Source organism: Candidatus Zixiibacteriota bacterium (assembly GCA_040753875.1).
Lineage (GTDB): Bacteria > Zixibacteria > MSB-5A5 > GN15 > FEB-12 > DATKJY01.
Map to the genome: position 1 here is coordinate 123,589 of JBFMDV010000026.1, position 23,914 is coordinate 147,502.

13 protein-coding genes and 1 tRNA gene are annotated in these 23,914 nt (G+C 57.0%); 3 read left to right on the forward strand and 11 right to left on the reverse strand.

Annotated features, from left to right (window positions below; translation table 11 throughout):
* Nucleotides 1–696: 696 nt before the first annotated feature.
* The 11 genes from AB1644_10505 to recG all read right to left on the reverse strand — a co-directional run bounded on the left by AB1644_10505 (nucleotide 697) and on the right by recG (nucleotide 21,119).
* Nucleotides 697–2,106: a DUF1565 domain-containing protein gene (locus AB1644_10505; protein ID MEW6051478.1), complete on the reverse strand. Its 1,410-nt coding sequence runs from the start codon at nucleotides 2,104–2,106 to the stop codon at nucleotides 697–699.
* Nucleotides 2,107–2,824: 718 nt separating this feature from the next.
* Nucleotides 2,825–3,595 carry a slipin family protein gene (locus tag AB1644_10510; GenBank protein ID MEW6051479.1) on the reverse strand — a complete coding sequence of 257 codons (771 nt, stop codon included), beginning with the start codon at nucleotides 3,593–3,595 and terminating at the stop codon, nucleotides 2,825–2,827.
* A gap of 15 nt (nucleotides 3,596–3,610) precedes the next feature.
* Nucleotides 3,611–4,942 (reverse strand): nodulation protein NfeD, encoded by a 1,332-nt coding sequence (locus tag AB1644_10515; GenBank protein ID MEW6051480.1) that lies wholly within the window; start codon nucleotides 4,940–4,942, stop codon nucleotides 3,611–3,613.
* A 470-nt stretch (nucleotides 4,943–5,412) separates the two neighbouring features.
* Nucleotides 5,413–6,999: an amidohydrolase gene (locus AB1644_10520; protein MEW6051481.1), complete on the reverse strand. Its 1,587-nt coding sequence runs from the start codon at nucleotides 6,997–6,999 to the stop codon at nucleotides 5,413–5,415.
* Nucleotides 6,989–8,878, reverse strand: a complete 1,890-nt coding sequence (gene selB / locus AB1644_10525) for a selenocysteine-specific translation elongation factor (protein MEW6051482.1) — start codon at nucleotides 8,876–8,878, stop codon at nucleotides 6,989–6,991. The genes AB1644_10520 and selB overlap by 11 nt, the downstream gene beginning before the upstream one ends.
* Nucleotides 8,875–10,269 (reverse strand): L-seryl-tRNA(Sec) selenium transferase, encoded by a 1,395-nt coding sequence (gene selA, locus AB1644_10530; protein MEW6051483.1) that lies wholly within the window; start codon nucleotides 10,267–10,269, stop codon nucleotides 8,875–8,877. The genes selB and selA overlap by 4 nt, the downstream gene beginning before the upstream one ends.
* Nucleotides 10,254–11,180, reverse strand: a complete 927-nt coding sequence (locus AB1644_10535) for a M28 family peptidase (protein MEW6051484.1) — start codon at nucleotides 11,178–11,180, stop codon at nucleotides 10,254–10,256. Before AB1644_10535 ends, selA begins: the two co-directional genes overlap by 16 nt.
* Nucleotides 11,181–11,225: 45 nt before the next feature.
* Nucleotides 11,226–17,180, reverse strand: coding sequence for a cell surface protein SprA (gene sprA / locus AB1644_10540; GenBank protein ID MEW6051485.1), 5,955 nt, complete (start codon nucleotides 17,178–17,180; stop codon nucleotides 11,226–11,228).
* A 66-nt stretch (nucleotides 17,181–17,246) separates the two neighbouring features.
* Nucleotides 17,247–18,206 (reverse strand): UDP-N-acetylmuramate dehydrogenase, encoded by a 960-nt coding sequence (murB, locus tag AB1644_10545; protein ID MEW6051486.1) that lies wholly within the window; start codon nucleotides 18,204–18,206, stop codon nucleotides 17,247–17,249.
* A gap of 131 nt (nucleotides 18,207–18,337) precedes the next feature.
* Nucleotides 18,338–18,679 (reverse strand): DUF1844 domain-containing protein, encoded by a 342-nt coding sequence (locus AB1644_10550; GenBank protein MEW6051487.1) that lies wholly within the window; start codon nucleotides 18,677–18,679, stop codon nucleotides 18,338–18,340.
* Between the two features lie 223 nt (nucleotides 18,680–18,902).
* A complete protein-coding gene (gene recG / locus AB1644_10555) occupies nucleotides 18,903–21,119 on the reverse strand; it encodes an ATP-dependent DNA helicase RecG (GenBank protein ID MEW6051488.1) in 2,217 nt (738 codons plus the stop codon).
* A gap of 2 nt (nucleotides 21,120–21,121) precedes the next feature.
* Between recG and AB1644_10560 the strand changes: the two genes are divergently transcribed.
* The 3 genes from AB1644_10560 (at nucleotide 21,122) to AB1644_10570 (ending at nucleotide 23,653) form a co-directional block, all read left to right on the forward strand.
* Nucleotides 21,122–21,218: transfer RNA gene (locus AB1644_10560), tRNA-Sec, on the forward strand.
* A gap of 363 nt (nucleotides 21,219–21,581) precedes the next feature.
* Nucleotides 21,582–22,259, forward strand: a complete 678-nt coding sequence (locus AB1644_10565) for a hypothetical protein (GenBank protein ID MEW6051489.1) — start codon at nucleotides 21,582–21,584, stop codon at nucleotides 22,257–22,259.
* 392 nt (nucleotides 22,260–22,651) lie between these two features.
* Entirely contained in the window at nucleotides 22,652–23,653 is a 1,002-nt protein-coding gene (locus AB1644_10570; protein MEW6051490.1) for an amino acid--tRNA ligase-related protein, read from the forward strand.
* Nucleotides 23,654–23,914: the final 261 nt, after the last annotated feature.

Genomic DNA, 23,914 nt, shown 5'->3' on the forward strand with positions numbered 1-23,914 from the left:
GTGGCAGGTCACACGTCGCCTGCGGCGACGCAGGACCTGCCACAACTGCAAGTTCTCTTCCCCATTTGGCCCAGCCGGTTTGTCCGGCGGGACCACATTCGCGTCTCGACTGCGCTCGACGCGACTAAAGCGCAGCGACCGTCCTCCCACGCGCCGGTTCGAGCGAAGACGAGAACCGACAAGCCAATGGTTCGCGTCTCGTCTCCGCTCGACGCGACGGACTATTTCGACGCGACGACCTTTGGCTCGACGCGACGAAAGCGCGGCGACCGTCCTCCCACGCGCCGGTTCGAGCGAAGACGAGAACCGACAGGCCAATGGTTCGCGTCTCGTCTCCGCTCGACGCGACGGACTATTTCGACGCGACGGACTATTTCGACGCGACGACCTTTGGCTCGATGCGACGAAAGCGCAGCGACCGTCCTCCCACGCGCCGGTTCCAGCAAAGACGAGAACCGACAAGCCAATGGTTCGCGTCTCGTCTCCGCTCGACGCGACGGACTATTTCGACGCGACGACCTTTCGCCCGGCGCGACGGACGAAGACCCGTGGGCGTCGTGGTGAGTAAGGTCAAATCACGAGCCGAGCCAAGTTTGCGACGAGCCCATCGGTCGCCCTTCGACTCCGCTCAGGACGACACACGGTCTGGCCTGCATCCTGCAATCCGTCTGGAACGGATCGTCGGTCACGTGCACCTTATGGGCAGTTTTCCCCTCCACCTGATCCCCATGTCACGCTGCCGCCACCGGTAAGCACGATGTCCGTACCGCAGACCGGAGGCGAGTGGCGCCACGCGTTCCCTATCGCTGATACGGAGCTGCTTCCCATATGATAGACGGCTTCGACTGTTACGCCGGAGAAGTTGTTCGCTCCCGGATGGGTCACGCTGCCGAGGTCCGGAGTCGCAGCGTTATCGATTTGTATCGCCCGGGCGCAGACAAAGGAATTGCCGCGGACGGTTGCGTTCGAGGTGGTGGACCAACACCGGACGGCACCATAGGTGGCGTACCCATCGGGCTTGTTGAACGTGTTCCCCTCAATGCGTGGTGCACCCCCCTGTACCTGGATCCCGATCTGCCCGCTTCCAACGAAGAAATTGCTCTCGATGACCACAACCGTGTCGGGAGTAAACTCGACCACGTCCATCGGAATGGCCATTGTCAAAAACTGGTTGGACCGGACACTCACACGATCCGTGCATCCGTAAATATATACGCCGTACGAGCCAGTCAGGAAATCACTCTCCTCGATCTCCATTTCACCTGCGCCAGTGGTATAGATGCCGCCATACAATGAGGAGCTCGTGCCTCCGAACGTACAGTGTGCGACCTCAGCACCGGTATTGCTTATATAGACTCCCCACGTTCCGTGTTGAGGAGGTGCGCCAAACTTGAAACCAGCGACAAATGACGATTCAGCGGCAACGATGGCGGCAAGCCAGTTGTTTCCCGAGAGAGGGTCAGCCAGCGCCGCGCCATACACCCATGTCGAGGTGGATCCGAGCCCTTTGTTCGCAATATCGCCGATGAGGCGCTGACCGGGTTGAAGATGAATCGGAAACTGTTCGCCGTTTGCCTCATCGTAGGTCCCCGGACGTGCGCCAACGGTCGTGTTCTCGCCTGCGACTTTCAAGGCGTGCGTGATTGTCTTGAAGGGTGCCGATGCGGTGCCGGAAGAATCGTCGTTGCCTGCCACAGCATCGACATAGTAGTCGTATGACGCGCCGGCGCCGGTACACGAGACTCCCGTGCAGGCCGAGCTGCCTGTCTGAATTGTGCATACCTGATTCCCAGGTGCGGTAGGGGTGAATCGGACCGCGAACGTGTCGGCTTCGCCCGTGCCAAGGCTATATGATGCGTCGCCGATGACGATGAAGTTGTCGCACGTTGCGGAGATGGTCCCGCTCAGTGTCTTACCGCCACTGTTGGAGATTATGAAGGTCAGGTCGACAGAGCTGCCGACCGCGACGGTGCCGAAAGGCAGTGACGCCGGCGATAAATGACACTCGGCATCGGTGGGGCCGGCCGGACTGTTGTCCTTACTGCATCCACACAGGATCGCGGCTGCCGCCAAAACGGAGCCGAATTGTAGTTTTGCCCAGTTCAAGATACACCTCCGTTATGTTCACATTTGTCGAAAATGCCACCGCCACGCGCTTGTGGCGGGAGACTGCTCTAACTGGACGGTGCCGGAAGGAGGAGAATCTTACAGGTGCGGTCGATTGTATTCGTTTTCGCATCTCCAACGAGGTAACTGGTTGTGTAGCAACGAGCGATTTGGGTTCGTTTCGTCATATTTTGTTTCGCGAAATGTCGTTTTCGCTCCCGCAAGGTGAAGTCGGGCAACAAGTAGTGAGGACGGAGCAGTGCGGTCACGGTGTGACACCATTCGTGAATGTTGATTGCTGATATAGAGTTGCGGCGAAAACAGCATGGTGTGGCGGCTCCCAATCAAGGCGGGTTTAGTTGTTCCTACAAAGGGGGCCGGCGCCGGAATCAGTATGAAAGTGGAGGGGAAAGTGAGTGGGGAGCCGTTGCGGGACGCCTTATTATAGTAACGAAAATCCACACCTGAATCGGTGCGTTACCGGTTCTCGACTACGCTCGAACCGACGCGCACAGCCGAGATTGCTTCGGCGAAGCGCCTCGCAATGACTCGCTGAAGCCTCCGGTGTCGGGTTTCTTTGTTCGTCACGCTCGGCGCGTGACTCACGTCTGAACTCGAGGGACGACGCTACCAATTCGTCAAAACCCCTACCCACTGAAGTGCATGGATGGGGTTTTGACCTACAAGCTCCCCGAATGTACCCACTTCCCACTTCCACCTACTCCCTCGTCTTCTTCTCCAGGAACTTCTGGAAGGTACTTAGCAAGTCTATTGGGACGGGGAAGATGAGAGTGCTGTTCTTTTCGGCGCTGACTTCAACCAACGTCTGAAGGAATCGCAACTGCATCGCGTTCGGCTGTGTCGCAATCACCTGCGCTGCATCGGCCAGTTTCTGTGCGGCCTGGAATTCGCCTTCGGCGTGGATGACTTTGGAGCGGCGTTCGCGTTCGGCCTCGGCCTGCTTGGCGATAGCGCGCACCATCTCCTGCGGCAGGTCGACATTCTTCACCTCAACCACCGAGACCTTGATGCCCCACGGTTCGGTCTGGTGGTCGATAATCTTCTGCAGTTCCGCGTTGATCTTCTCGCGATTGGCCAGCAGGTCATCCATCTCCACTTGTCCCAGCACCGAGCGCAAGGTGGTCTGGGCGATCTGCGAGGTGGCCTCGAAGAAATTGGCGACTGAGACAATCGCCCGGTTCGGGTCCATCACCTGGAAATAGAGGACGGCGTTCACTTTGACGGAGACGTTGTCGCGCGTGATGATGTCCTGCGGGGGAACATCGAACGTGATGACGCGCAGGTCGACGCGCACCATCTTATCAACGATCGGGATAAGAATAATAAGGCCGGGCCCTTTGGCACCGGTGAGACGGCCGAGACGGAAAATGACGCCGCGTTCGTATTCGCGGAGAATCTTTAACGTGTTGACCAGAATAATCAGGCCAAAGAGAATGATGACGGCCAGTATCGGGAATGTTGGTGTCATATGTGTAACCTCCTGTTACGAGTTCAATTTGCGAACTTTAAGGGTCAATTGATCGACCGAGATGATTTCGACTTTGGCGCCGATGTCGAGCGGCTGGTCGGATTCATATTTCCAGAGGGCGCCCTCGACATAGACGAATTGCTCGGGGTGGATCTCGCCATGTTTGCCTACCAGGGCATGCTGGCCAATGAACGGCTTGCTGCGGCTGGCGCGATAGACGAGCGTGCCGACGAGGACAAGCGTGAGGCCGAGCAGGATGCCGGTGGTGATGAGCACGGACCAGGAGACGCGGAGGGCGGGGTCGACGGTGTCCACGAGCATGAGTCCTCCGAGAATGAGCGAGACAATGCCGCCGACCGTGAGCAGGCCATGGCTCACCACTTTGATTTCGACAATAAACAAGATGATGGCGAGCAGGATGAGCAGCACACCGGCGTAGTTGATCGGCAGAGTCTGGAATGAGTAGAACGCGAGTATGAGGCAGATGGCGCCGACCACACCGGGGAGAATGGATCCGGGGTTGTACAGTTCGAGCACGATACCGAGCCCGCCAATGGAGAACAGGATAAAGGCGACATCGGGAGAGGTGATGATCTCGAGCACTTTCTGAACGAAGGAGTGCTTCATAGTTTCGACTCGCGCGCCGGCGAGCTTGAGGGTTTTCTTGCCAAACGGCGTTTCGGTTTCACGACCATCGAGCTGGCGGAGAAGATCATCGAGATTCTCCGCGCGGATATTGATGACGTTGGAGTCGAGCGCTTCTTTGTCGGTGATGGAGACGGATTCACGCACGGCGCGTTCGGCCCAGGCGGCGTTGCGGCCGCGCTTGTCGGCGGCGGCTTTGATTTGAGCGACGGCATCATTGGTGATTTTCTCGTTCATGATGGAGTCGACCTTTTGTCCTTCGCCGGAGACGGGATGGGCGGCGCCAATGTTGGTGGAGGGGGCCATGGCGGCGAAGTGCGCGGCGTAGGTCATGTAGACACCGGCGGAGCCGGCGCGTGCGCCGGAGGGAGCAATATAGATACAGACAGGTACCGGACTATTCAGGATATGCTTGCAGATGGACCAGGTCGGTTTGGTGAAACCGCCGGGAGTATCGAGCATGATGACCACCAGTTCGGCGCGAGATTCCTCGGCATCATCGAGGGCATCGGAGATGCGGGTGTCGGTGACGGCGCCGATGGCTCCCTCGATGTCCAGTTGATAGACGAGCGGCTGGAGCATGGGGGTGGTGGGCGTTACGACATGCGTGCTGTCTTCGGCAATGGCCTGCCGGATAGTGAACGAAATAACCGGGCTGAGGAGACAGAATCCGATGAGCGCCAGTACGGCTTTGTGTTTCATAGAGATACCCTCTGAAATTCAGAGTAATATGAACTTGCGGGGAGATGATGTCAAATGAAAACGGGGTGGAACCGTTGTCAAGACCCCTACCCACACTGAAACCTCTGATGGGGTCTTGACCTACAAGAACTCATCCGGCCTTCGGCCACCTTCTCCCCAAAGGGGAGAAGGATTTCTATCGAGGCGTATTCCTCTAGTGGTTCCGGCAGTTCTTGCGCGACCGAGACAGTAAATGCCCTCACTGTTATAGGTGATTTTTCTGTGTCGAGGGAGCGTGTGAACTGCCGGACGCGGAATGATTCTTGAGAATCGGTCAGGTCAAACGGGCCGGTGAGTTAATATGAGTTTTGTCGTCCTATAATGGTGTGCTGATGTATTCATGAGTGGATTCGAAGTACTGCCGGCCCGCAAGACCTGACCGAACGACACAACGCTCGTGTCGGGCGAGGACGTCCGACATCACCCCAAAACTACAAACGAAAGCCAGTCTGATGCCAGACGAGGGTGCCGTCGAGGATAGTAGCGAGCGGTGTGAGGTCGTAGAGTTTCGTTGGGGTGATTCGGGTAATGTCCTGGTCGAGTATCACGAAGTCGGCAGGATAACCGGGAAGCAGATAGCCGCGGCAGTGTTCATGGCCGGCGGCAATGGCAGGGCCGACGGTGAATCGGAAAAGCGCTTCGGAGGCGGTGAGGCGTTGCTCAGGATAGAAGATGTCACGCGAACCGGGGCGGGCGCGTCGCACGGCTGCGGCGATACCGTGAATGGGATGCAGCGGTTCGATGGGAGCGTCGGAGCCGAAGGCGAGGTCGATTCCCTTGTCGATGAGTGTGCGAATGATGTAGGCATTGGCACCGCGCTTGTCCCAGTATTTGCGAATGAGAGGAATGTCTGAGGGACAATGTGATGGCTGCATGGAGGCGATGATATTGAGTTGTTTGAGGCGCCTGATGTCCTTGCGACGAATCAACTGAAGGTGTTCGATGCGGTGGCGGGCGCTAAACGACAAACGCGGCGAATCGGCGAGGGCATCAAGCACGTTCGAAACTGCCCTGTCCCCTATCGCGTGGACGGCGCACGGCAAACCGAGGCGGGAGGCTTCTTTGGCGAGACGTTTGATCTCCGAGACAGTTGTTGTCTCAATACCATAATTGTTCTTCGAGCCGATGTACTTGTCGAAACAGAGTGCGGTCTGGCTTCCGAGGGAACCGTCGGCGAAGATTTTGATCCCGGCGATACGAAAGAATTCGGTGCCGGTACCGTAGTAAGTCTTGTTGCGCAGCAGGGTCGGTAGCAGTTTGGCAGCCGGATAATAATTGATGCGGATGCCGGTATTGCCATGCTCGGCCAGATCGGTGAAGTAGGTAAACGCTTCGGGGCCATCGAACGAATGCACACCGGTCACACCCTGCTGGTACGCGAGCTGCAACGCCATCCTGTACCGGCGATCGATCTCTTTTCGGGGTGGCTGCGGAATGCGGGCGAATACGGGCATATAAGCAGGTCCCTCGCGGAGAATACCTGAGGGGTCACCGCCAGAGAGACGTTCGATTCGTCCGCCATCAGGATCGTCAGTCGATTTAGTGATACCACAGATTTCGAGAGCGCGGCTGTTCACCCACGCGGAATGCTGGTCTTTGGAGAACAAGAAGGCGGGGCGACCGCCGGTGACGGAATCCAGCATAAAACGATCCGGCTCGATACGTTTGATAAAGCGATCCGGGGCGTAGCCATCGCCGACGATCCAGGCATCGCGAGGTTGTCCGTCGGAGAAATCACGAATTCGATTCAGGCAGGCGTCGAGACTGGCAAGGCTGTCGAGTTGAACTCGTCCCAGCGAGACGGCGAGATAATAGAAATGCGTGTGAGCATCGACCAGCCCGGGTATGACTGTCCGGCCTCTCAGGTCGAGCTTGGTGTAGGTACGGAAGTCGGGGTCTTTCTCAAGATGATTGCCGATAGCGGCAATGCGGTCTTTGTAGACCGCCAACGAATCGACACGGAGCTCCGCCGCCTGTGTGTAGATGCGGGCGTTGTACAGCAGGGTCTTAGGCCTCAAAGCGGTCTCCCTTCACGCGAGCGTCCCCCTCACGTTGTGTCAGTCGGATACGGTCAGTCTCCTCGAGGATGGGAATTGCAAATTTACGCGTGAAGCCAAAGCGGTCTTTGAGGTCGGTGACGGCGAGCTTTGGATACGCGGACAGGTGAGACTTTACGAATTGTATGATCTCAGTCCAGGTCTCGGTGAGAAAGATGAAGTCCGAGCCGCACTTGTATCCTTCGCCGCTTTCGATGATATACTTAATGGCTTGTTGATGGTTCTTCCCCAGCGCGGCGAGTGACGGCAACGTAGGCGGGGCGTACGGCTCCCTGCGCAGCGTGTTCATTATCTGATCGTGTGCCTCTTTGATGATTCCTTTGAGACTCATGCCGCGACCGGCAAGGTTGTAACGGTCGGCCAGTCTCACCAGGTCGCCCGTGGATAAGAGATACTCCACAAGAATCAGCGTGGTAACCGCGTCGCACGGCGAGAGCGGCAGCAATTGTTCCAGGGGCAGTCCCTTCAGGTGCGGCTGATCGTGCAGCACTTTCTCTATCGACATTCTGAAGCGGTTCACAACTTGCGATATGTGGTACGTCGCAAAGAGCCAGGCTCCGAACCGACCGATCTGGTTCTGTTCGAGCAGAGCCGTGACGCGAGCGCTGATCTGATTGGGCGAACAAGAGGCTTCGCGCAGCAGGTTCGTCTGCTCGACCAGGCATCGCTTGGTCAACTCAGAGAGGATGAGAGCATCGAGGACGCCACTGGTGCGACTCATAAGGTACGAGAGCGACTCGAGCTCGCGACGACGCGGGAATTGGACAAGGTGATCGAGCACCATGCCGCCGCCGAGTGTGACCATTGGTGTCGGCAGACGGAGAATAAAGCGATCAAGCACCAGCGCATACATGGGTTGGTCTGGGCGGAAGAAAAGCAATCCGCGGTCACCTGGCCGGATACCTTCGGCTTCGAATATGCGGACTTCACCTTCGGCTTCAGTCGTACCGAGCAACACTTGCACCCGCCGCCGATCCTCGAGCGGCACGGCAGCTTCCGGCAGTATATCGACGTCGAGCGCGAGCACGGGATGATCGCGGAAGAAGGTGAGGTCGGTCCGGTCCGTAATGACACCGCCACGCACCATCAATTCTTTGTCGACACCGGTAAGTGACACGGCTGTCCGCTGGCCCGGTCGTGCCAATTCTACATCGCTGCCTTCCGATTGCAACGAACGGATCTTGCCGAGCGCCATCGAAGGCCACACGGTAACCGGCTGACCGACCGAGAACGTGCCGCCCTGCAACGTGCCGGTCACGACACCGCCAATGCCGGTGCGGACAAACGAGCGATCGATGAATAGTCGCGCTTTGCGGATATCCTGTCGCGCCGGAATCTGAGCGGGTAGACCATCAAGATAGGTTTCAAGAGCATCGAATCCGTCGCCCCGATTGGCCGAAACGCAGAAGACAGGGGCATCGGCCAGAAACGAACCGGCAAGCCGGCCTTTCAGATCCTGGCGGAGCAATTCCAACCATTCGCTATCGGCGAGGTCGATCTTGTTGATAACCACAATCCCCTGTTTGACGCCGAGCAGTTTGACGATCTGAAAATGTTCCTGGCTCTGCGGCATCCAGCCGTCGTCGGCCGCGACCACCAGCATGACGACATCGATTCCTCCAGCGCCAGCGATCATATTTTTGACCAACCGCTCGTGACCGGGGACATCGACAAAGGCAAGGTGCTCTCCCGTAGCTGTCCGGCGAAACGCAAATCCGAGATCGATGGTCATGCCGCGCGCCTTTTCCTCCGGCAGCCGATCCGGGTCGGTGCCGGTCAGGCGTTTGACGATCGATGACTTGCCGTGGTCGATATGTCCGGCGGTACCGATGACGATCATGGCTTGATTGGCAGAGCGGCGAGATGAACTTTGACAGCGGCAACTATGGTCGGCAGGTCAGCCACGTCAACCGCAGCAAGATCGAGTATGAAGCGGTCGTTTTCGACGCGCCCGATGATGGGCGGGTCACCATCGCGGAAACGCTGCATGAGGTCGTCGGCGCGATAACCGGGGGCGAACACGAGCCCGACCGAGGGGATCGCCGATTCCGGGAGCGCGCCACCCCCAACGAACGATTGGGTGGCCTCAACGCTCAGTCCGGACGGAGCGCCGAGTTCCTGGAGCATCTGCCTGGCTTGTTTGTACCGTTCTGACACCGGCACCGACAGGCCGGCCCACAACTTGATATCGGCGGTTGCGGAGCTATTGAGATAAATGGTCAGAAGTCGTTCGAGAACACTGAAAACCACTTTGTCGACACGCACGGTACGGAAAATTGGGTTCTTCTTAATCCTGGCGATCAGGTCCCTCTTGCCGACAATAAGCCCCGCCTGCACCCCTCCGAGCATTTTATCGCCGGAGAAGCAGGTGAGATCGGCGCCGGCGCGAACGGACTGCTGCACGGTGGGCTCGGTGTAACCGAGAATGGGTGACGTATCGATGAATACGCCGCTTCCGAGATCGTTGACAACGGGCAGTTGGTGTTTTTCCCCCAATTCTACCAGCGCCTTGAGTGGAACCTCTTCGGTGAAACCGGCCTGGACGAAATTGCTCTTGTGCACTTTGAGAATGAGAGAAGTCGTTGAATCGATGGCCTCTTCGTAATCTTTCACGGTAGTGATGTTTGTCGTGCCGACTTCCTTCAGCCGTGCGCCGGCGCGGCGAAGAATTTCCGGTATGCGGAAGCCACCGCCGATCTGCACCAGTTCACCGCGCGAGATGAGTACTGATTTCCGGTTGGCGAGTGTATTGAGAATGACGAACAGGGCGGCGGCGCAGTTGTTGACAACAGTGGCGCTCTCCGATTCCGCCAGGGTGGCGAGATATGACTCACAGGCCACTCCGCGCGAACCACGAACACCTGACGCCAGATCGAATTCGAGGTTGCTGTACCCGACGAGGGATGCTTTCACATTATCGAACAACGACTCGGCCAGCGGTGCACGCCCAAGATTGGTATGGACCAGAATGCCGCTGGCATTGATGACACGGGTGATCTCGAGTCGCTTGAGACGGCGGAGCGCATCCAGAATTTCCGTTACCAGTGTCGAGAGCGGAACCGGCTTTCCGGAATCGGCCAGCCGTTTCTTGGCGTCGACAATCGCTTGTTTGACCGCGGCCACCGCGATCGGGCGCGGCAGTCGCGCGATGGCTTCGGCCAACTCAGCAGCCTGCATGAGTTGCTCGACCGCGGGAAAGTCGCGTGGCTGGGTGATCAATACTTCGCCCATAGTCCCGGATTGTAGACAATGTGCGCGAGCACACGTCCAACATTCGCCAGCGATTCGGCGGAGCATTTGTCCGGCGTGTCCTGGTCGGTGTGCCAATAGGCGTAATCGAAATCTATGATGACCGCGGATGGAACGCCGCCGGCGTTGAGCGACAGATGATCATCAATAACGGCATGTTTGGTCGAGTCGGCAAACGTCGTGAGCTTCAAGTCTCTGGCGGCATTCCAAATCATATCGTTGAGAGACCGGTTGAACATCTCGGTGTACCCCTCGCGGTAAATGCGCTGGTCCTTGTCTCCTACCATATCCACGACGATGGCAAACCGGTACCGACCATGAATGCCTTGCGACGCATAACTTTTTGCCCCCAAACAATAGAGATCAGTCTCCCCTTCCTTGCCCCAGTCTTCGCCGTCGAGTAACACCAGATCGATATTAGCTTCAGGCGGGCGCTGCATGAACAGCTCGGCCAATTCCATCAACACCGCGACGCCGGAAGCGCCGTCATTGGCGCCTTGTATGGGCAGATCAGACAGAGACGCATCGGAAGGGAAATCGGTGCGCGGGCGGCTGTCGTAATGAGCAGCCAACAGGATTGTCCCTGCGCCTGGTTTCGTTCCGGTCACATGAGCGACGACATTGACGAGAGGAATCGTTGAGGTCGAATACGGATCGAAAAAGCTGGAGACCTGAGAATCGACAGTCAACCCTTTGGAGCGAAAATATTCGTAATAGTAGTTGCGACAGGTGGCCGATGCGGTTGTTCCCGGAACGCGGGGGCCAAATGAAACCTGCTTCTCCAAAAAACCAAGGGCGCGCGTGCCGTCGAAATTCGGCAGCGTCACCGTACCGGTGGAACATCCGAATGCCATCATCAAACTCACTGCCAGACTGTAGGTTACCAGCCGCACGGCGACAATAACAGGTGCGCGGCAGAGACTGTCAACGGAAATGTGTCAGAATCGGATCTCGGCGAATATCTGAAGTTCGCGGACGTGGCTCTTGCGTTTAGCGTAACGGTCATTGCGGTCCTGCCAGGTTGCGGAAAGTCCCCCCTTGAGCTGCTGGCTGAAGTTGTAGCTGATCTGCGGGCTGATCGAGAAATCGGAGGAGTTGCTGTTGATCGTGAACGGCCCGCCGGCGGTGGAATTTTCCGAACGGTTGTCGCTTTTCTGCATGCGCAAGTCGATCTGCATCGTTGACGTGAACTTCATTTTGCCGAAGAGCGGTATGTTGATGCCGCTCGGCGCGCTGAAGCGATAGCCGGTGCTCATGGACAAATTCTTGTTAGTGGTTTTTGTTTCCGCTTGCAGTGAACCGTTGGCCGAACTGAAACGTTTGTCATCGCTCTTGCGGACGCTGTAGGAGGCCGACAGCGACAGCGATTTGAACACCTTGAAATTGACCGACAGCAGCGGGCTGTAGTCCTGGGAGACATTCCTGGCGGTATAGTAGCCGCCCGTCAGGTTATACTCTTCCTTGATCGACCGGTTGTAGCCGGTTTGCGGCGAAAAGACCTGGATCAGCTTGTTCAGAACGTCCTTGAGTATCGGCGGATTGGTGAAACGACCGATCCGAATAGTCAGATCGGGCCATGATGTGGTGGTGCGCCGGTATTTCGGACCCTGCGTGACCAGATCGCGCGAAGAGCTCCGACGGAAACGAAGGTCGGTGGAAATGCCGCCGACAAACGTGAAACCGGTGCCGAACTCGTAGCTCTCCCCTTGTGAAGAGGATGGCGGCCGCGAGTCACGGATCGTGGCCACATTGGGCCGGCGGTCGAATCCGAGACGGTAGGCAAGTCCCGGGCGAGTGACCATGCCCGGCAGCGAATTGGAGAACGTCCGGCTGTACTTGTAGGATATCGGCTCGATCCAGTGGGTCAGAAAACGCAGGAGAGCCAGGGGCGGGTCGTAGAATGGCCTGCCGGAGCCCTTTTTTGGTTCGGTCGTCTGCGGCGTCGTGCGGCCTCCGCCGGCACCACCACCGCCGCCGGTTTTTGTGCCGGTGTTGAATAGCACCTGGTGCTTGAAGCTGCCGCCTATGCCCCAGTTGTTCGAAAGGTCGGACTTGCGGGCGGTTGTGCCTCGGTCATACGTGTCGTTGTAGGTGCTGCCGAAAGTGAACGCGGTTCCCAGAAACGGCAGGATGGCCGGCGCGTAGTTGCTCGAAAAACTCTGAGAATACGACAGCTCCAGACCCAGTCTGAGACCGCCGACCTTCAGTCTGACGTCGTCAGGATTAGTGAGGTCGCGGCGGGTGGTGAAACTGTAATTCGCACTCAGGTTATCGAACATTTTATACGCAAGATTCATGCGGCCGTCGAGGGTACGGGTGCGTGATGACGTACGACGGGCGTTAATATCATCGTTGAGCGAGAGGGTACGATTGAATGTTCCGGACCATTGCCACTGGTATGGATACAGCCCCAGCCGCGATTTGGCCGTCTTCTTGAGGAACGGGATCGGCTTGGTCCAGAAGAAAATCGGCAAGGTGGGGGGCTTGGTCCAGCCCATGTTGTAATCGGCGCGGATATTGTAGCTCTCGCCGAAACTGTACGGACTTTGCGGCGTGCGGTTGACGCTCCGGCTGTAGGAGAAGCCGGCGGTCTGACGGTTCAGAAGGAGCGCAAAGAGCGGATTGCGTCCTTTGAGACTGAACGATTCCGAGACGTTGACGGAGCGGCTTTCGCTCTCAGTCTTTTCCAGTTTGCGTACTTCGGGGGCGAGCACGATGTCGGAGGCGGTGCGTAGAAGCGGCAGCTTGGTGCTCTTGGAGGAGGAGTAGCCAATCGGGATTCGGGCGTTCCACGAGCGCGGCAGAAACTTGTCGAAATTCAGGGAGACCGAATAGCTGTAGTTCTTGTCGGAATTGCCGCTGCCGAGGTTGTCGTTGGAACCGCCGCGTGTGGCCGCTGAAACGCCCCGGAAGAACGGGTCGCGCGAGTCGAACTGGAAGCTGTAGGTAAGCAGATCCCCCATATTCCCCTGGAGTTCGATTCGACCGGCGGTACCGACATCGCGACGGACATCGGTGACTCGCATCTCATCGAGCCAGACCTGCCCCTCAATCGGCTGTGCACTTTCGTTGATGAGCCCAGCGGTGAAATAGGCGACTTCGTTGAGACTCGGTCTCCCCTTGACACGATAGTGACCGGCAGTGGTATCGACGGGCGCATTCACGGTCGTCTTGCCGCGCTGGGCCGCGTCCTTGAGAGCCGTGATATCGTTGAATTTGATATCGACTTCGTTGGCGGCATCCCACCCCGGCCGAATATACGTACGGTATTCGTAGAAATTGAGACTGTCACGGCCCAGACGGTAGAAGAAGAAGAGTGAATCGGCGACATTGTCGACATCGCCATGCACGTACATCTTGATCCGGCTGTAGCCGGTATACTTGTCCGTCTGTATAAGTTTCTTGTAGGCCAGGCAGGTGTCCTTTGGATACAGCTTGGTGTAGACGAGGGCCAGACCGCGCTGCGGCTCCTCCACGTTGGTGCTTGGGTCGGTGTACGCGGAGACGCCCGGCGGCGGCGTAAAGGTTCTGTCCTCGGTGCTGACCGAGGCCACGTAAAAGCGGGAGGCGCCGCGAGTCAGCGTATCGGCCGCCGGCACGCCCAGCAGAAGCGAATCTCGCCAGCTTGACTGAACAAAATACCACGCGGCGACATCGACTGTGTCATACATGGTGTCCGAAGAGAAGCGGGGGGGCGTTTCCAGCCAGACGCGGACGTGGGTGATGTTCGCCCATTGCGGGTTGGAGCCAACGACAGTGTCGAGCACCGATTGTTCGAGAATGGGAATACGATACGTGCGCCATCCATTCAACTCGGAGCCGCGGACCAAAAACGAATCCTCTGAGAGGTCGACCTTGTACGAGAAATAGTTATTGATGGTATTGGCACTTGAGCTGAGTTTCTCCTGATCCGGACGACTTAGGACGGCCACATCGCGCGAGTTTCCCTCCGTACCGTTCAGCCAATCGTAAAATATCGGCGAATTAGAGTTCTTGAGGGAGTCCTGGAAGGCCGGATTGCCGCATCGTGACGGGGGTACTGGACATTGCCCATCCCCCTGAAAATACCAATCGTCATTGGATGGGTCGGGGTTGGTCGCGGCATCATAACCCGGCTCGGCAGCATCAGGAAGGCCATCGAGCCCGAGGTCCTGCCCGTCATCGACCGACCCGTTGCCATCCGGGTCCTCTGTTCCATCCACCAGTCCATTTCCGTTGACATCTTCGTTTATCTGGCCGAAATCGAAATGGAGTCTCCCGCGGTCACCACGCAGACGCACTTCGAACAATTGGACGCGGTCGGCATCAACACGGGAGCCGAAATTCGCCATAACACCGCCCCAGGAGCGAAGACCGGTAGTATCGGGCCGGAGGATAAAGCGGAGGAAATTGATGGTCCCTTCGCCCTGTTTGCTTTCGCGCGAGTAGACGCTGTCCACGCGAATACCGCCGAGAGGATTATGCCACAGGAGCTTCACTTTTTTGGTAGAGTCCGGCTGAAATGCAGGAACATAGTCCGGCGTAAGCTGGACAGGCCGCGACGAAGCACTCCAGGCCAGGCGCAGCATACCGAGACTTAGCTGATCGACGGCCGATTCAAAGTCGTCCACATAGGCGACGCCGTTGATATTCGGGTTGGGGCGGGACTGGGCGACCTCACCGGAGATGCTCAGGCTCGACGGTGCATCGGTGCTGACGAGCGGAAGCGCATCGGCAACTTTAGTCATGAAGCTGGTATTGACGCGGAAGCGGCCGTCGAAATCGAGCACCATCATCTGCGCGGTTTCCTGGCCTACCCGAGGTTTGCGCTCCTGCGCCTTGTCGGACTTGTAAAGTATCGTGGAACCAAACCGAAGATCCTGGCTCCATTCGTACTCCAGGCGCATCCCAAGCAGGGTCTTCTTCTGGAGGGCCAGAAACGGCGCATATTCGAATTCGATGTTCAGGTTGGCGTTGGGGTCATCAATGGCCAGCTGGTCAAGCAGCGTCACCTGGCCGAAATTGTAATCGATCCGATAGCCGACATCGCGGGCCAGCAAGCGACCGTTGAGGGTGACCCGTTCTGAACCCTCGATAATATTAGCGCGATTGAGGCGGACAATGGAACTCCGGGCGCGGGCCGTGATCTGAATATAGTATTCGCTCGCTCCGGCCCGCTCGTTGGAAGAGAAATAGTCGTAGATTTTTGGGACGCGAAGCGCCAGCGGAACTGACTCCAGGGCTGTCCCCGTCCCGTACGTAGTGTCGGAGTCGAACGGCCTCCGGTTGGGGAAGATGATCAATCCCCAATCCGGCTCATAGACTTCTCGACGGTCGTCCATTTTGTTGTCGGGTGATTTGATCTGACCCGCGTACTGGTCCAGGCCAAGTATTCGCAGATAGTAGCCCTGCGACTGTCCGCTCAACTCCTGATAGTCAAGACTCGAGGTTGTACCTTCCAGTCCGGACTTCCCCTTGAATACCTTGATGCCGAGGTCCTCGACAGAGGTCACCTTGGGGACCAGATAGACGTTTCGCCATTGGAGATTCCAGGTTGGGTGGAACGGACTGTAGGACGCATGGCCGGAGCGCAGCATTTTCAGGCGAAGCGCCGTCGAATCCGTTAGTGCATTGACGCCGACTTGAATCACTTTCTGTGAATCGGCACTGTAGTACCGCATGTAGATACCGAGGGTGCGATTAGGTGAACGCGCGGAGTTGAACACGATATAGTGCAGCCTGGCAGTGTCGCTTCGGGTCGTGTACTCGGTGTAGGGCACCAGATTGACTTTCACACTTTCGGCAAAGGCGGAGTCGCGGCTGGGATTGTTCGGATCAATGGAAAACTTGGCCCAACCGTCACTTGGACTATTGAGCTGGATCACTTCCTCATACACCACTACTTCGATGATGGAATCGTTCGGTCCCATCTCGCCCGGGTAGGCCAGGTCAAAAATGCGTCCTTCGGCGAACTGGTAATCGCGGATATATTGCGCCGTCTGCTCGCCCGACCCGGTGATTGAAGCCCGCTCGGATGACCCTTTTTCCTGCGACATGATGCCGGTGACCTTGAGGTGCCCCACCTGGGCTGCCGCCTTGAAGCCGAACAGCCCCTGAATACGGCTGGAGTAACCGACAAACCGCGTGTTGGGCAGATCGAGAGTGGTATTGCCGGCTTCGACCGCCTTGAGGACATCATCCTCATCCCCCTTGTAGCGGATCATCAGCCGGTTGGCCAGCGGGATATCGGTCTGGCTATCCTCGGATACCCTGACACTGATCTTGGTACCGATCGTCCCCTCGATGCTGAATTGATACACCTGCTGCATGTTGAGTGCTGGGAATTTACTCGGGCGGATCAGATCGGAGCTGGCGCCATCGGTCCACTGCGACCTTCCGGCAAAGGTAATGCGCCGATAGCCGGAGACCTTGAGATTGCCGCCCCCTTCACCGAAGACCCGATCCAATCGTTTGGGAAGAGCGACGCCGATGTTGATGCCGGCGCGCTGCGACTGCTTTTTGCTGTCGAAGCGATTCTTGCGGATAGCATCGAGCATCCCCTGATTCTGCGCTCTGTCGACTCGGAATGCCAGGAACTGATCGGCATCGACCGCCACCGGGATGAGGGATTTCCCCTTTTGATAATCGGTGTTGAACACGAGGGTGTGGGTTTCGAAATCGCTCCTCCGGAGCTGCGGATTGTAACTCAGGGTCTGAGAAAGGACGGCGTGCGTGCGCGGATACAGCGCCGCAGAAAACTGGTACGGAATTTCGTTGAAACGGGAAACGACACTGTCCTGGGTATCAAGGGCAGCCTGAAAACCAATGCCGGCGGCACGTACCTCAGGTGAGAGTGCCCCCAACATGGCGCTGAAGATAAGAATTGAAAAGGCTACGACAGCCCGAAATCGCACTGGTATCTCACGTGCTCAGTTCATTCAGTTCTTTAGAAAGGGATCGATACGCTTTCCTCCTGTCGTTTAGAACTTGCCGATCTGCTGGACTTCTTCTTCCAGCACGATACCAAACCGGTCTTTGACCCGCTGTTTCATTATATCGGCCAATTGGCGAATCTCTTTCGAGGTTGCATGGCCGTCGTTGACGATGATATTGGCGTGCTTCTCATACACTCTGGCGCCACCGACTTTCAACCCCTTCACACCGGCCTCATCAAGCAGACGCCCGGCGGGCAGCTTCCCGTATTTTTCTTTGGCATCGGGAATATTCTTGAAGAAACAACCGGCTGTGAGTGACGATGGATGTTTGGTTTCGCGCTGGGCCAGGATATCATCAACTTTCTTCTTGATCTGCCCCCGTTCCCCTTTGGTCAGCCGGATGCGGGTATCGACAACCACCTCGTGGCTTGTTTTGAGATAGGAGTCGCGGTAGCCAAAACGACAGTACTCAGGCGGGGCACTCTTCACTTTGCCGTCGCGCGTCACGATCGTGACGCCGGTAACGACCGAGCCGATCTCCACACCAAATGCTCCCGCGTTGCCGTAGACGGCGCCACCTACCGTTCCCCAGATACCGGCCAGAAACTCGATGCCGGTAAGTGCATGTTCAGTGGCAAAGTTGACCAAGTCCATAAGGTCCTCACCGGCCCCCACTTTGATCTCACAATCGCCGGAAAGAGCGATCCCCCTGACATCAACCTTGATAATAAGCCCGTCGAATCCGTCGTCGGAGATAAGGAGGTTGCTGCCGCCGCCAATAACAAAACACGGGATGCCAAGACGTGTAGCCTCGGTTATACCACGGGTGATCTCTGCTGCCGATTCGGCCGCGAGGAAATAGCGAGCCGGTCCGCCGGTATTGTAGCTGGTCAATGGGGCCATGTCTTTGGCAAACTCCAAGTTGGGTCCAAAAGCAGCCAGCAAAGTGGCAATGGGGAGAGCGGGCGCGGCGGTTCCTCTTTCGACCATGATGTTGCCTTTCAATATAGGGCCGATTTCTCCCGAATCAAGCCAAAATCATCACTTACGGCGGCTCAGGGCGCTATTCCCCAGCAGTATTATACACCCGTCTGTGTACGTTCGACTTTCGCCGTGCAGAACTCCACTACTGCTCCTTATCGGTCCGGTTCCGATCCGGCTCCAGTCTGGGGAGCGCCCGACGAATCCTGACCTGCCGTGTCATGATCCGATTTTTGGTCTTTCTTCTGCTCGTCAACGAAGTTCATGCGCAATTCGAACAGGACATGGTCGAGAAGCTTCTTCTCATCGGGGGTCAGATTCCCCTGCGTTTTCCGTCCGATCATCTCCAGTATATCGATCGTCCCTTTGGCCATGACCATGTCACGGTTGATCTGGCCATCGAGCGGCGAGGCGACTTTTCCCAACTGCTGGACGGCTGCCGCCTGTAATGACAGGACGAGTTGGTAGAACGGCATATCAAACTGGTCATCACTCATCGATAGCTCCTAAGACTTATTGAAAGAGGTGCCATGCTACAAAATATCTAAAACATCTTCATTGCGTGTCGCATCGAGCGGAGTCGAGATGCATTGTCTTTCAAATAGTTAGCATCATCCAGTGTGAAACCGTGTCTCGACTGCGCTCGACACGACACACATGGGCAGGGATTTTCAACACTCTCCTAACGGCGGGTACTGCGCCCTTGTTTTGTCCGGTAGTTCATCCGCCCCCAAGCGCGATATCGCGACGGGAAGCAGATTCGTTGAGATATGAAAACAGTGCGCGGTAGGGTGTGTCAAGGCTCTGTTGGTCGCGAAACAGCCGCTCAAGCAGGGCACGGGCGGATTCAAGCAGATCACGGTCAGGCCCCAGATGAGCCGCGCGGAGTTCAGGGAGACCCGATTGGCGGAGCCCGAATATCTCGCCGGGACCGCGCAGTTCGAGATCGGCCTCGGCAATAGCGAAACCATCGGAATTGGTTACGAAGTACTCGAGGCGCTGGCGGGCCAGGTCAGAGATTGGCTGGCCGGCGAGGGCAACCACGGTGGCCTGTTTTTCCCCGCGGCCGACCCGCCCGCGAAGTTGATGCAGTTGTGCCAGACCAAACCGCTCAGCGTGCTCGATGATAAGGATAGTCGCGTTCGGGTTATCCAGACCAACCTCAATGACCGTGGTGGCAAACAGGGCTTGGATCTCCCCTTCGCGGAATTGGCGGAGAATTTCGTCACGCTCTTTCGGTTTGACACGTCCGTGAACCATGGCGGTGCGGTAGTTGCGAAAGGTGCCGTTCGAGAGTTCCTCGAATGAATCCTCAACATTGAGCAGCTCGGTCTGCTCTGACTTTTCGATGAGCGGGTAGATGATGTATGCCTGACCCCCCTTGTCGAGTTCCCCTTTGACGAACTCATGGACTTTGTCACGGGCATCAGCGGCGCGCCAGGCGGTGCGAATCGGTTTGCGTCCGGGCGGTAGCTCGTTGATGGTGGAAATATCGAGGTCGCCGTAAAGCGTCAGTGCCAGCGTGCGCGGGATCGGTGTGGCGGTCATGACCAGAAGGTCTGGCGTGTCCCCTTTGGCGTACAGCTTGCCGCGCTGTTCGACTCCGAACCGGTGTTGTTCATCGATAATGACAAGGCCAAGGCGAGGGAAGGTTACATAGTCATAGATCAAGGCGTGGGTGCCGAACAACAGGTCGATCTCACCGTCAGCGCAATGCTGGGCGGTCCGTTTCTTCTGGACACTGGTCAGACTCGAAGTGATAAGCGCCGAGCGGACCCCGATTTCGGCAAGCGGTTTCTGCCAATTGCGGAAATGCTGTTCGGCGAGGATTTCGGTGGGAGCCATAAAGGCGCACTGCATGTTGTTCTCGGCGACATAAATGGCGGCAGTCACCGCGACGACAGTCTTGCCGCAGCCGACATCTCCCTGAAGCAGACGGGACATGGGGTGCTGGCGTTGAAGATCGGCGAATATCTCTCGCACGACCTTTTTCTGCTCGTTGGTGAGCGGGAACTGAAGGTCCGCCTTGAACGCTTTGAGCTTCTCCCCCGGCTCGGCGTAAGTGTGCTTCTTGACCGTTATCTCCTTTTTCCCCTTGTTGCGATATACGAAGAACTGGAGTTCAAGAAGCTCGTCGAATGCCAGACGCCGACGGGCCAGCTCGATTTGGTCGCGATTCTCCGGGTAGTGGATTCGCGCAATAGCATCGTGCAGCGGCATGAGATTGACGCGTGTGCGTTCAGGCACTGGGAGCGGATCGGACACTCGTTCGTCGAGGTTCTCGAAGATAAACGTGGTCGCCTGGCGCATCCCTTTGCTGTTCAGGCCGACACTGGTGAGCTCCGAGGTTTGCGGATAGACCGGGATGATCCGTCCAGCGTGAATCATTTTGTCGGTGTTGTCTTCGAGGCGCTCGAGATCCGGGTGGACGATCTGCAGGCCCATGAAATAATTGACCACGCCAGTGGCAGCAAACAGTTGACCCTTCTTAAAGTAGCGCTGCCAGTACTGGATGCCGGCAAACCAGATGAGGGCGATGCCGCCGGTGTCGTCTTGTAGTATTACCTCGTATCGTTTCCGTTTGCCGTGCAACAAGCCGTGCGCTTTGACTTCGCCGATGATGGTAACGGTCTGGCCGACCTGCAGACTGGCGATGGTGGTGACGTTGGTGCGGTCGAGATAGTGGCGCGGGAAATAATGCAGCAGGTCGTTGACGGTGACCAGGCCGTGTTTGGCGAGCACATCACCGCGACGAGGTCCGACCCCTTTGACGTACTGCAGCGGCGAATCGAGACGGAGGTTTGGCATGGGGTAAGTAAGGTCGGTTTGAGAGGTGGGGTCAATTACTTTTGGATTGCTGTGGATGTCAAGACCCTGACCAGCGGATCTCCTCCCCTGGGGTCTTGACCTACATGGACAGAGATCGTTATGTTGCACCCGGAAGCGGATGCCGTCTGGTGGCGGTCCCGGCCTTCAAAGCCGTGCGGGGGGCAATAGCATTGTCCCTGGTGGGTTCGATTCCTACCCCTTCCGCCAGTATCGTCGATACTATTACCGCTCCGCGTCTAAAGACGATGGTGTCAATCCGATGGATTCGATTGCAGAGCGTTTGCCACACGCGCAATCATTGTCAAGACCCCTACCTCCGTTAGTACCTCTGGCGGGGTCTTGACCTACAAGAAGCTCTCAGATCGTCAGCCGAATACCATTCGCTGGTTTTCAATCTGCATCGGATTGCCGATTTGGTGGCAAATAATCTGTACAATTGTCCCAAGCGGACTCTCGGCAATTCATTGCCATTCAGCAAGTTGTGGTGTCTGCTCGGAATTACTGGAGCCCGGCCCGGCACTTGCACTTAGAGGCAACAGAAGAATACCGCATACTCAGATGGAGACTGCCATGAAAAAAGCTCTGCTTGCCGGAATCGTCATCATGATCCCGTCCATGATCCTTCTCTCAGGGGGATGCGATAAAGAGAAGATCGTCAACTCCAAGGAATATATCCACGACATCGAGTATATCCAGCTTCCACCGGACACTGTCCTGTTCATCGACACTGTTTACAACAACGATTCGGTGATCATCACCCGCACCGACACGATACGCATACATGACACGGTGCGGACAACGGTGTACGTCTATGATACGATTACCACCGTACATAATTTCTACGACACGGTCGTGGTTCATGACACGGTCGTACGTACTCTTTACGCCCCGAATTCTCCCCATGCCGTGGCGGCCATGGAATACCAGACCGACCCGCTGGTACTTGATTTCATTCTGCAGCAGTTTGGAATGACCGATGGATGGGTGTACTATTTGTCGCCATCGCAGATGGAAATCGTCCAAGTCTCGACGAATGTGTACGACATTTACGCCTATGTCGACTACTGGGCGGCCGATTTTTCAGGCTATTACCCGCTAGAGGTGTACTGGCGACTGACCTATACCAGCGGCGACCCGGCCAATCCAAACAACTGGCAGATGACCGACCCACCAGCGGCGGTAGCAGGTCACAAACCCGGTATTGCAGCGTCAAGCAAAGCAGCACCGGCCCAGCTTCTGAACCGATGAATTTTTGCCCAAAAGGGTAGTGTCAGGCCCCCGATCCAAGATTACGTTCCGGATGGGGGCTTGACCTACGCCATAACGGCCCTTCTCAAAAAAAAGTCTTGACATAGAGTCAACAGGTCAATAAACTCGGTCTCTCAGAGACAATAATAATCGCAACTGTCCAACGCAGGAGAGGCGCGCCCGAGAGCGCGACGATCTGCCCGGGAGGCAACTGTGTCGGAAACGACCAACATATCCGTGCGCCGGAAATCCACCCGGTCCGACAATTCCCAGCATCGTCGAGGCAGTCATGCCGCGTAGCCGCGTTTCCTCCCTGTTTCATTGCGTAAACAAGACCGGCCGCACCGGCTTCCCGGACGGCCTTTTTTCAAACTATTATAAGGAGGTTTCCAATGCGGCATCTGGCAGTCACCCGAGGTGAATACACGGAAATAACCACGCTTCGGTCCCGGCTCCTGAGAAGGGCCCGTCAGTGGTTCGACGGCAACGCGTTCATGGAAGTGAATGTCCCCCACATTACCGGCGCTACAGGCTCCTGTGAGTGGTTCCCGAACGCCATGCCGGTAACCATGTACAACGAGACGGGGAACGAAACCGCCATGTTTCTCCGGCAGACCGGCCAACTGTATCTGGAAGCATTTACGGTCGCGCACAACCGCGTGTACACGATTGGGCCATCGTTCCGCCAGGAACGAAAAGTCACCAACCGTCACTTGTGCGAGTTTACGCTTATCGAGTTCGAGGGACGGGATTTCGAGCTCGATGGCCTGATGAACCTGATCGAATCGCTCCTGAAATCGATGTACAAAGAAGCGAAGGAGATGGTGACCAGTCCACTTCTCGACAAATACACCGGCCTTCCGTTCAACCGCATCAAGTATGCCGATGCGATCACGCTGCTTCAGCAAAACGGATTCGAGATCGAGCAGGGGGATGATCTTGGGAGCGCCGAGGAACAGGCGCTCTGCCGCATTCTTGATGGTATGCCGACGTTTGTGACGCACTATCCCTCGAATCCGAAGCCGAAAGAAGGGGGCGTTATCAAGTTCTTCTCAATGAAGCGAGAAGATGGCGAGACTCTTTGCTGTGATCTGCTTTTGCCGTTTGTCGGCGAATCAGTGGGTGGAGCCGTACGCGAGGGGTCATCGGCGAAGTGCAAGACGCAGTTCGAGGAATCGTACATGTACGACCATCTGGTCGAGCGCGGAGTAGATCCGAAGCAGTTCGACTGGTATTTCGAAGTGCTATCGCAGGGAAACGGCCACGGGCAGTCCTCGGGGTGCGGGATCGGGTTCGAGAGAGTGGTGCAGTCGGTGCTCGCGGCACAGCAGGAAGTAACGAGTATCAAGCTGGCGGTGGAGCTGCCGCGGTCGCCGGAATATCTGGTACCCTAAACGGTGCATGGGAATGCGTCAGGTCACACGCTCCGAAGTGGGGCGCAGGACCTGACGCAACGGGGGAATGTAATGCAACTGACAAAATGCTCGAGCTGAGTCATTGCGAGACGACGCGTTTCGCGGCGGCGAAGCAATCTCGGAAATGGACCCCTGGCCTCATATCGAGATTGCTTCGGCGAAGCGCCTCGCAATGACTTGAAGAGAGGTTTTTGGCCACGGGAAACCGCTGCATGCGATCAGACAGACGCCACCGGCATC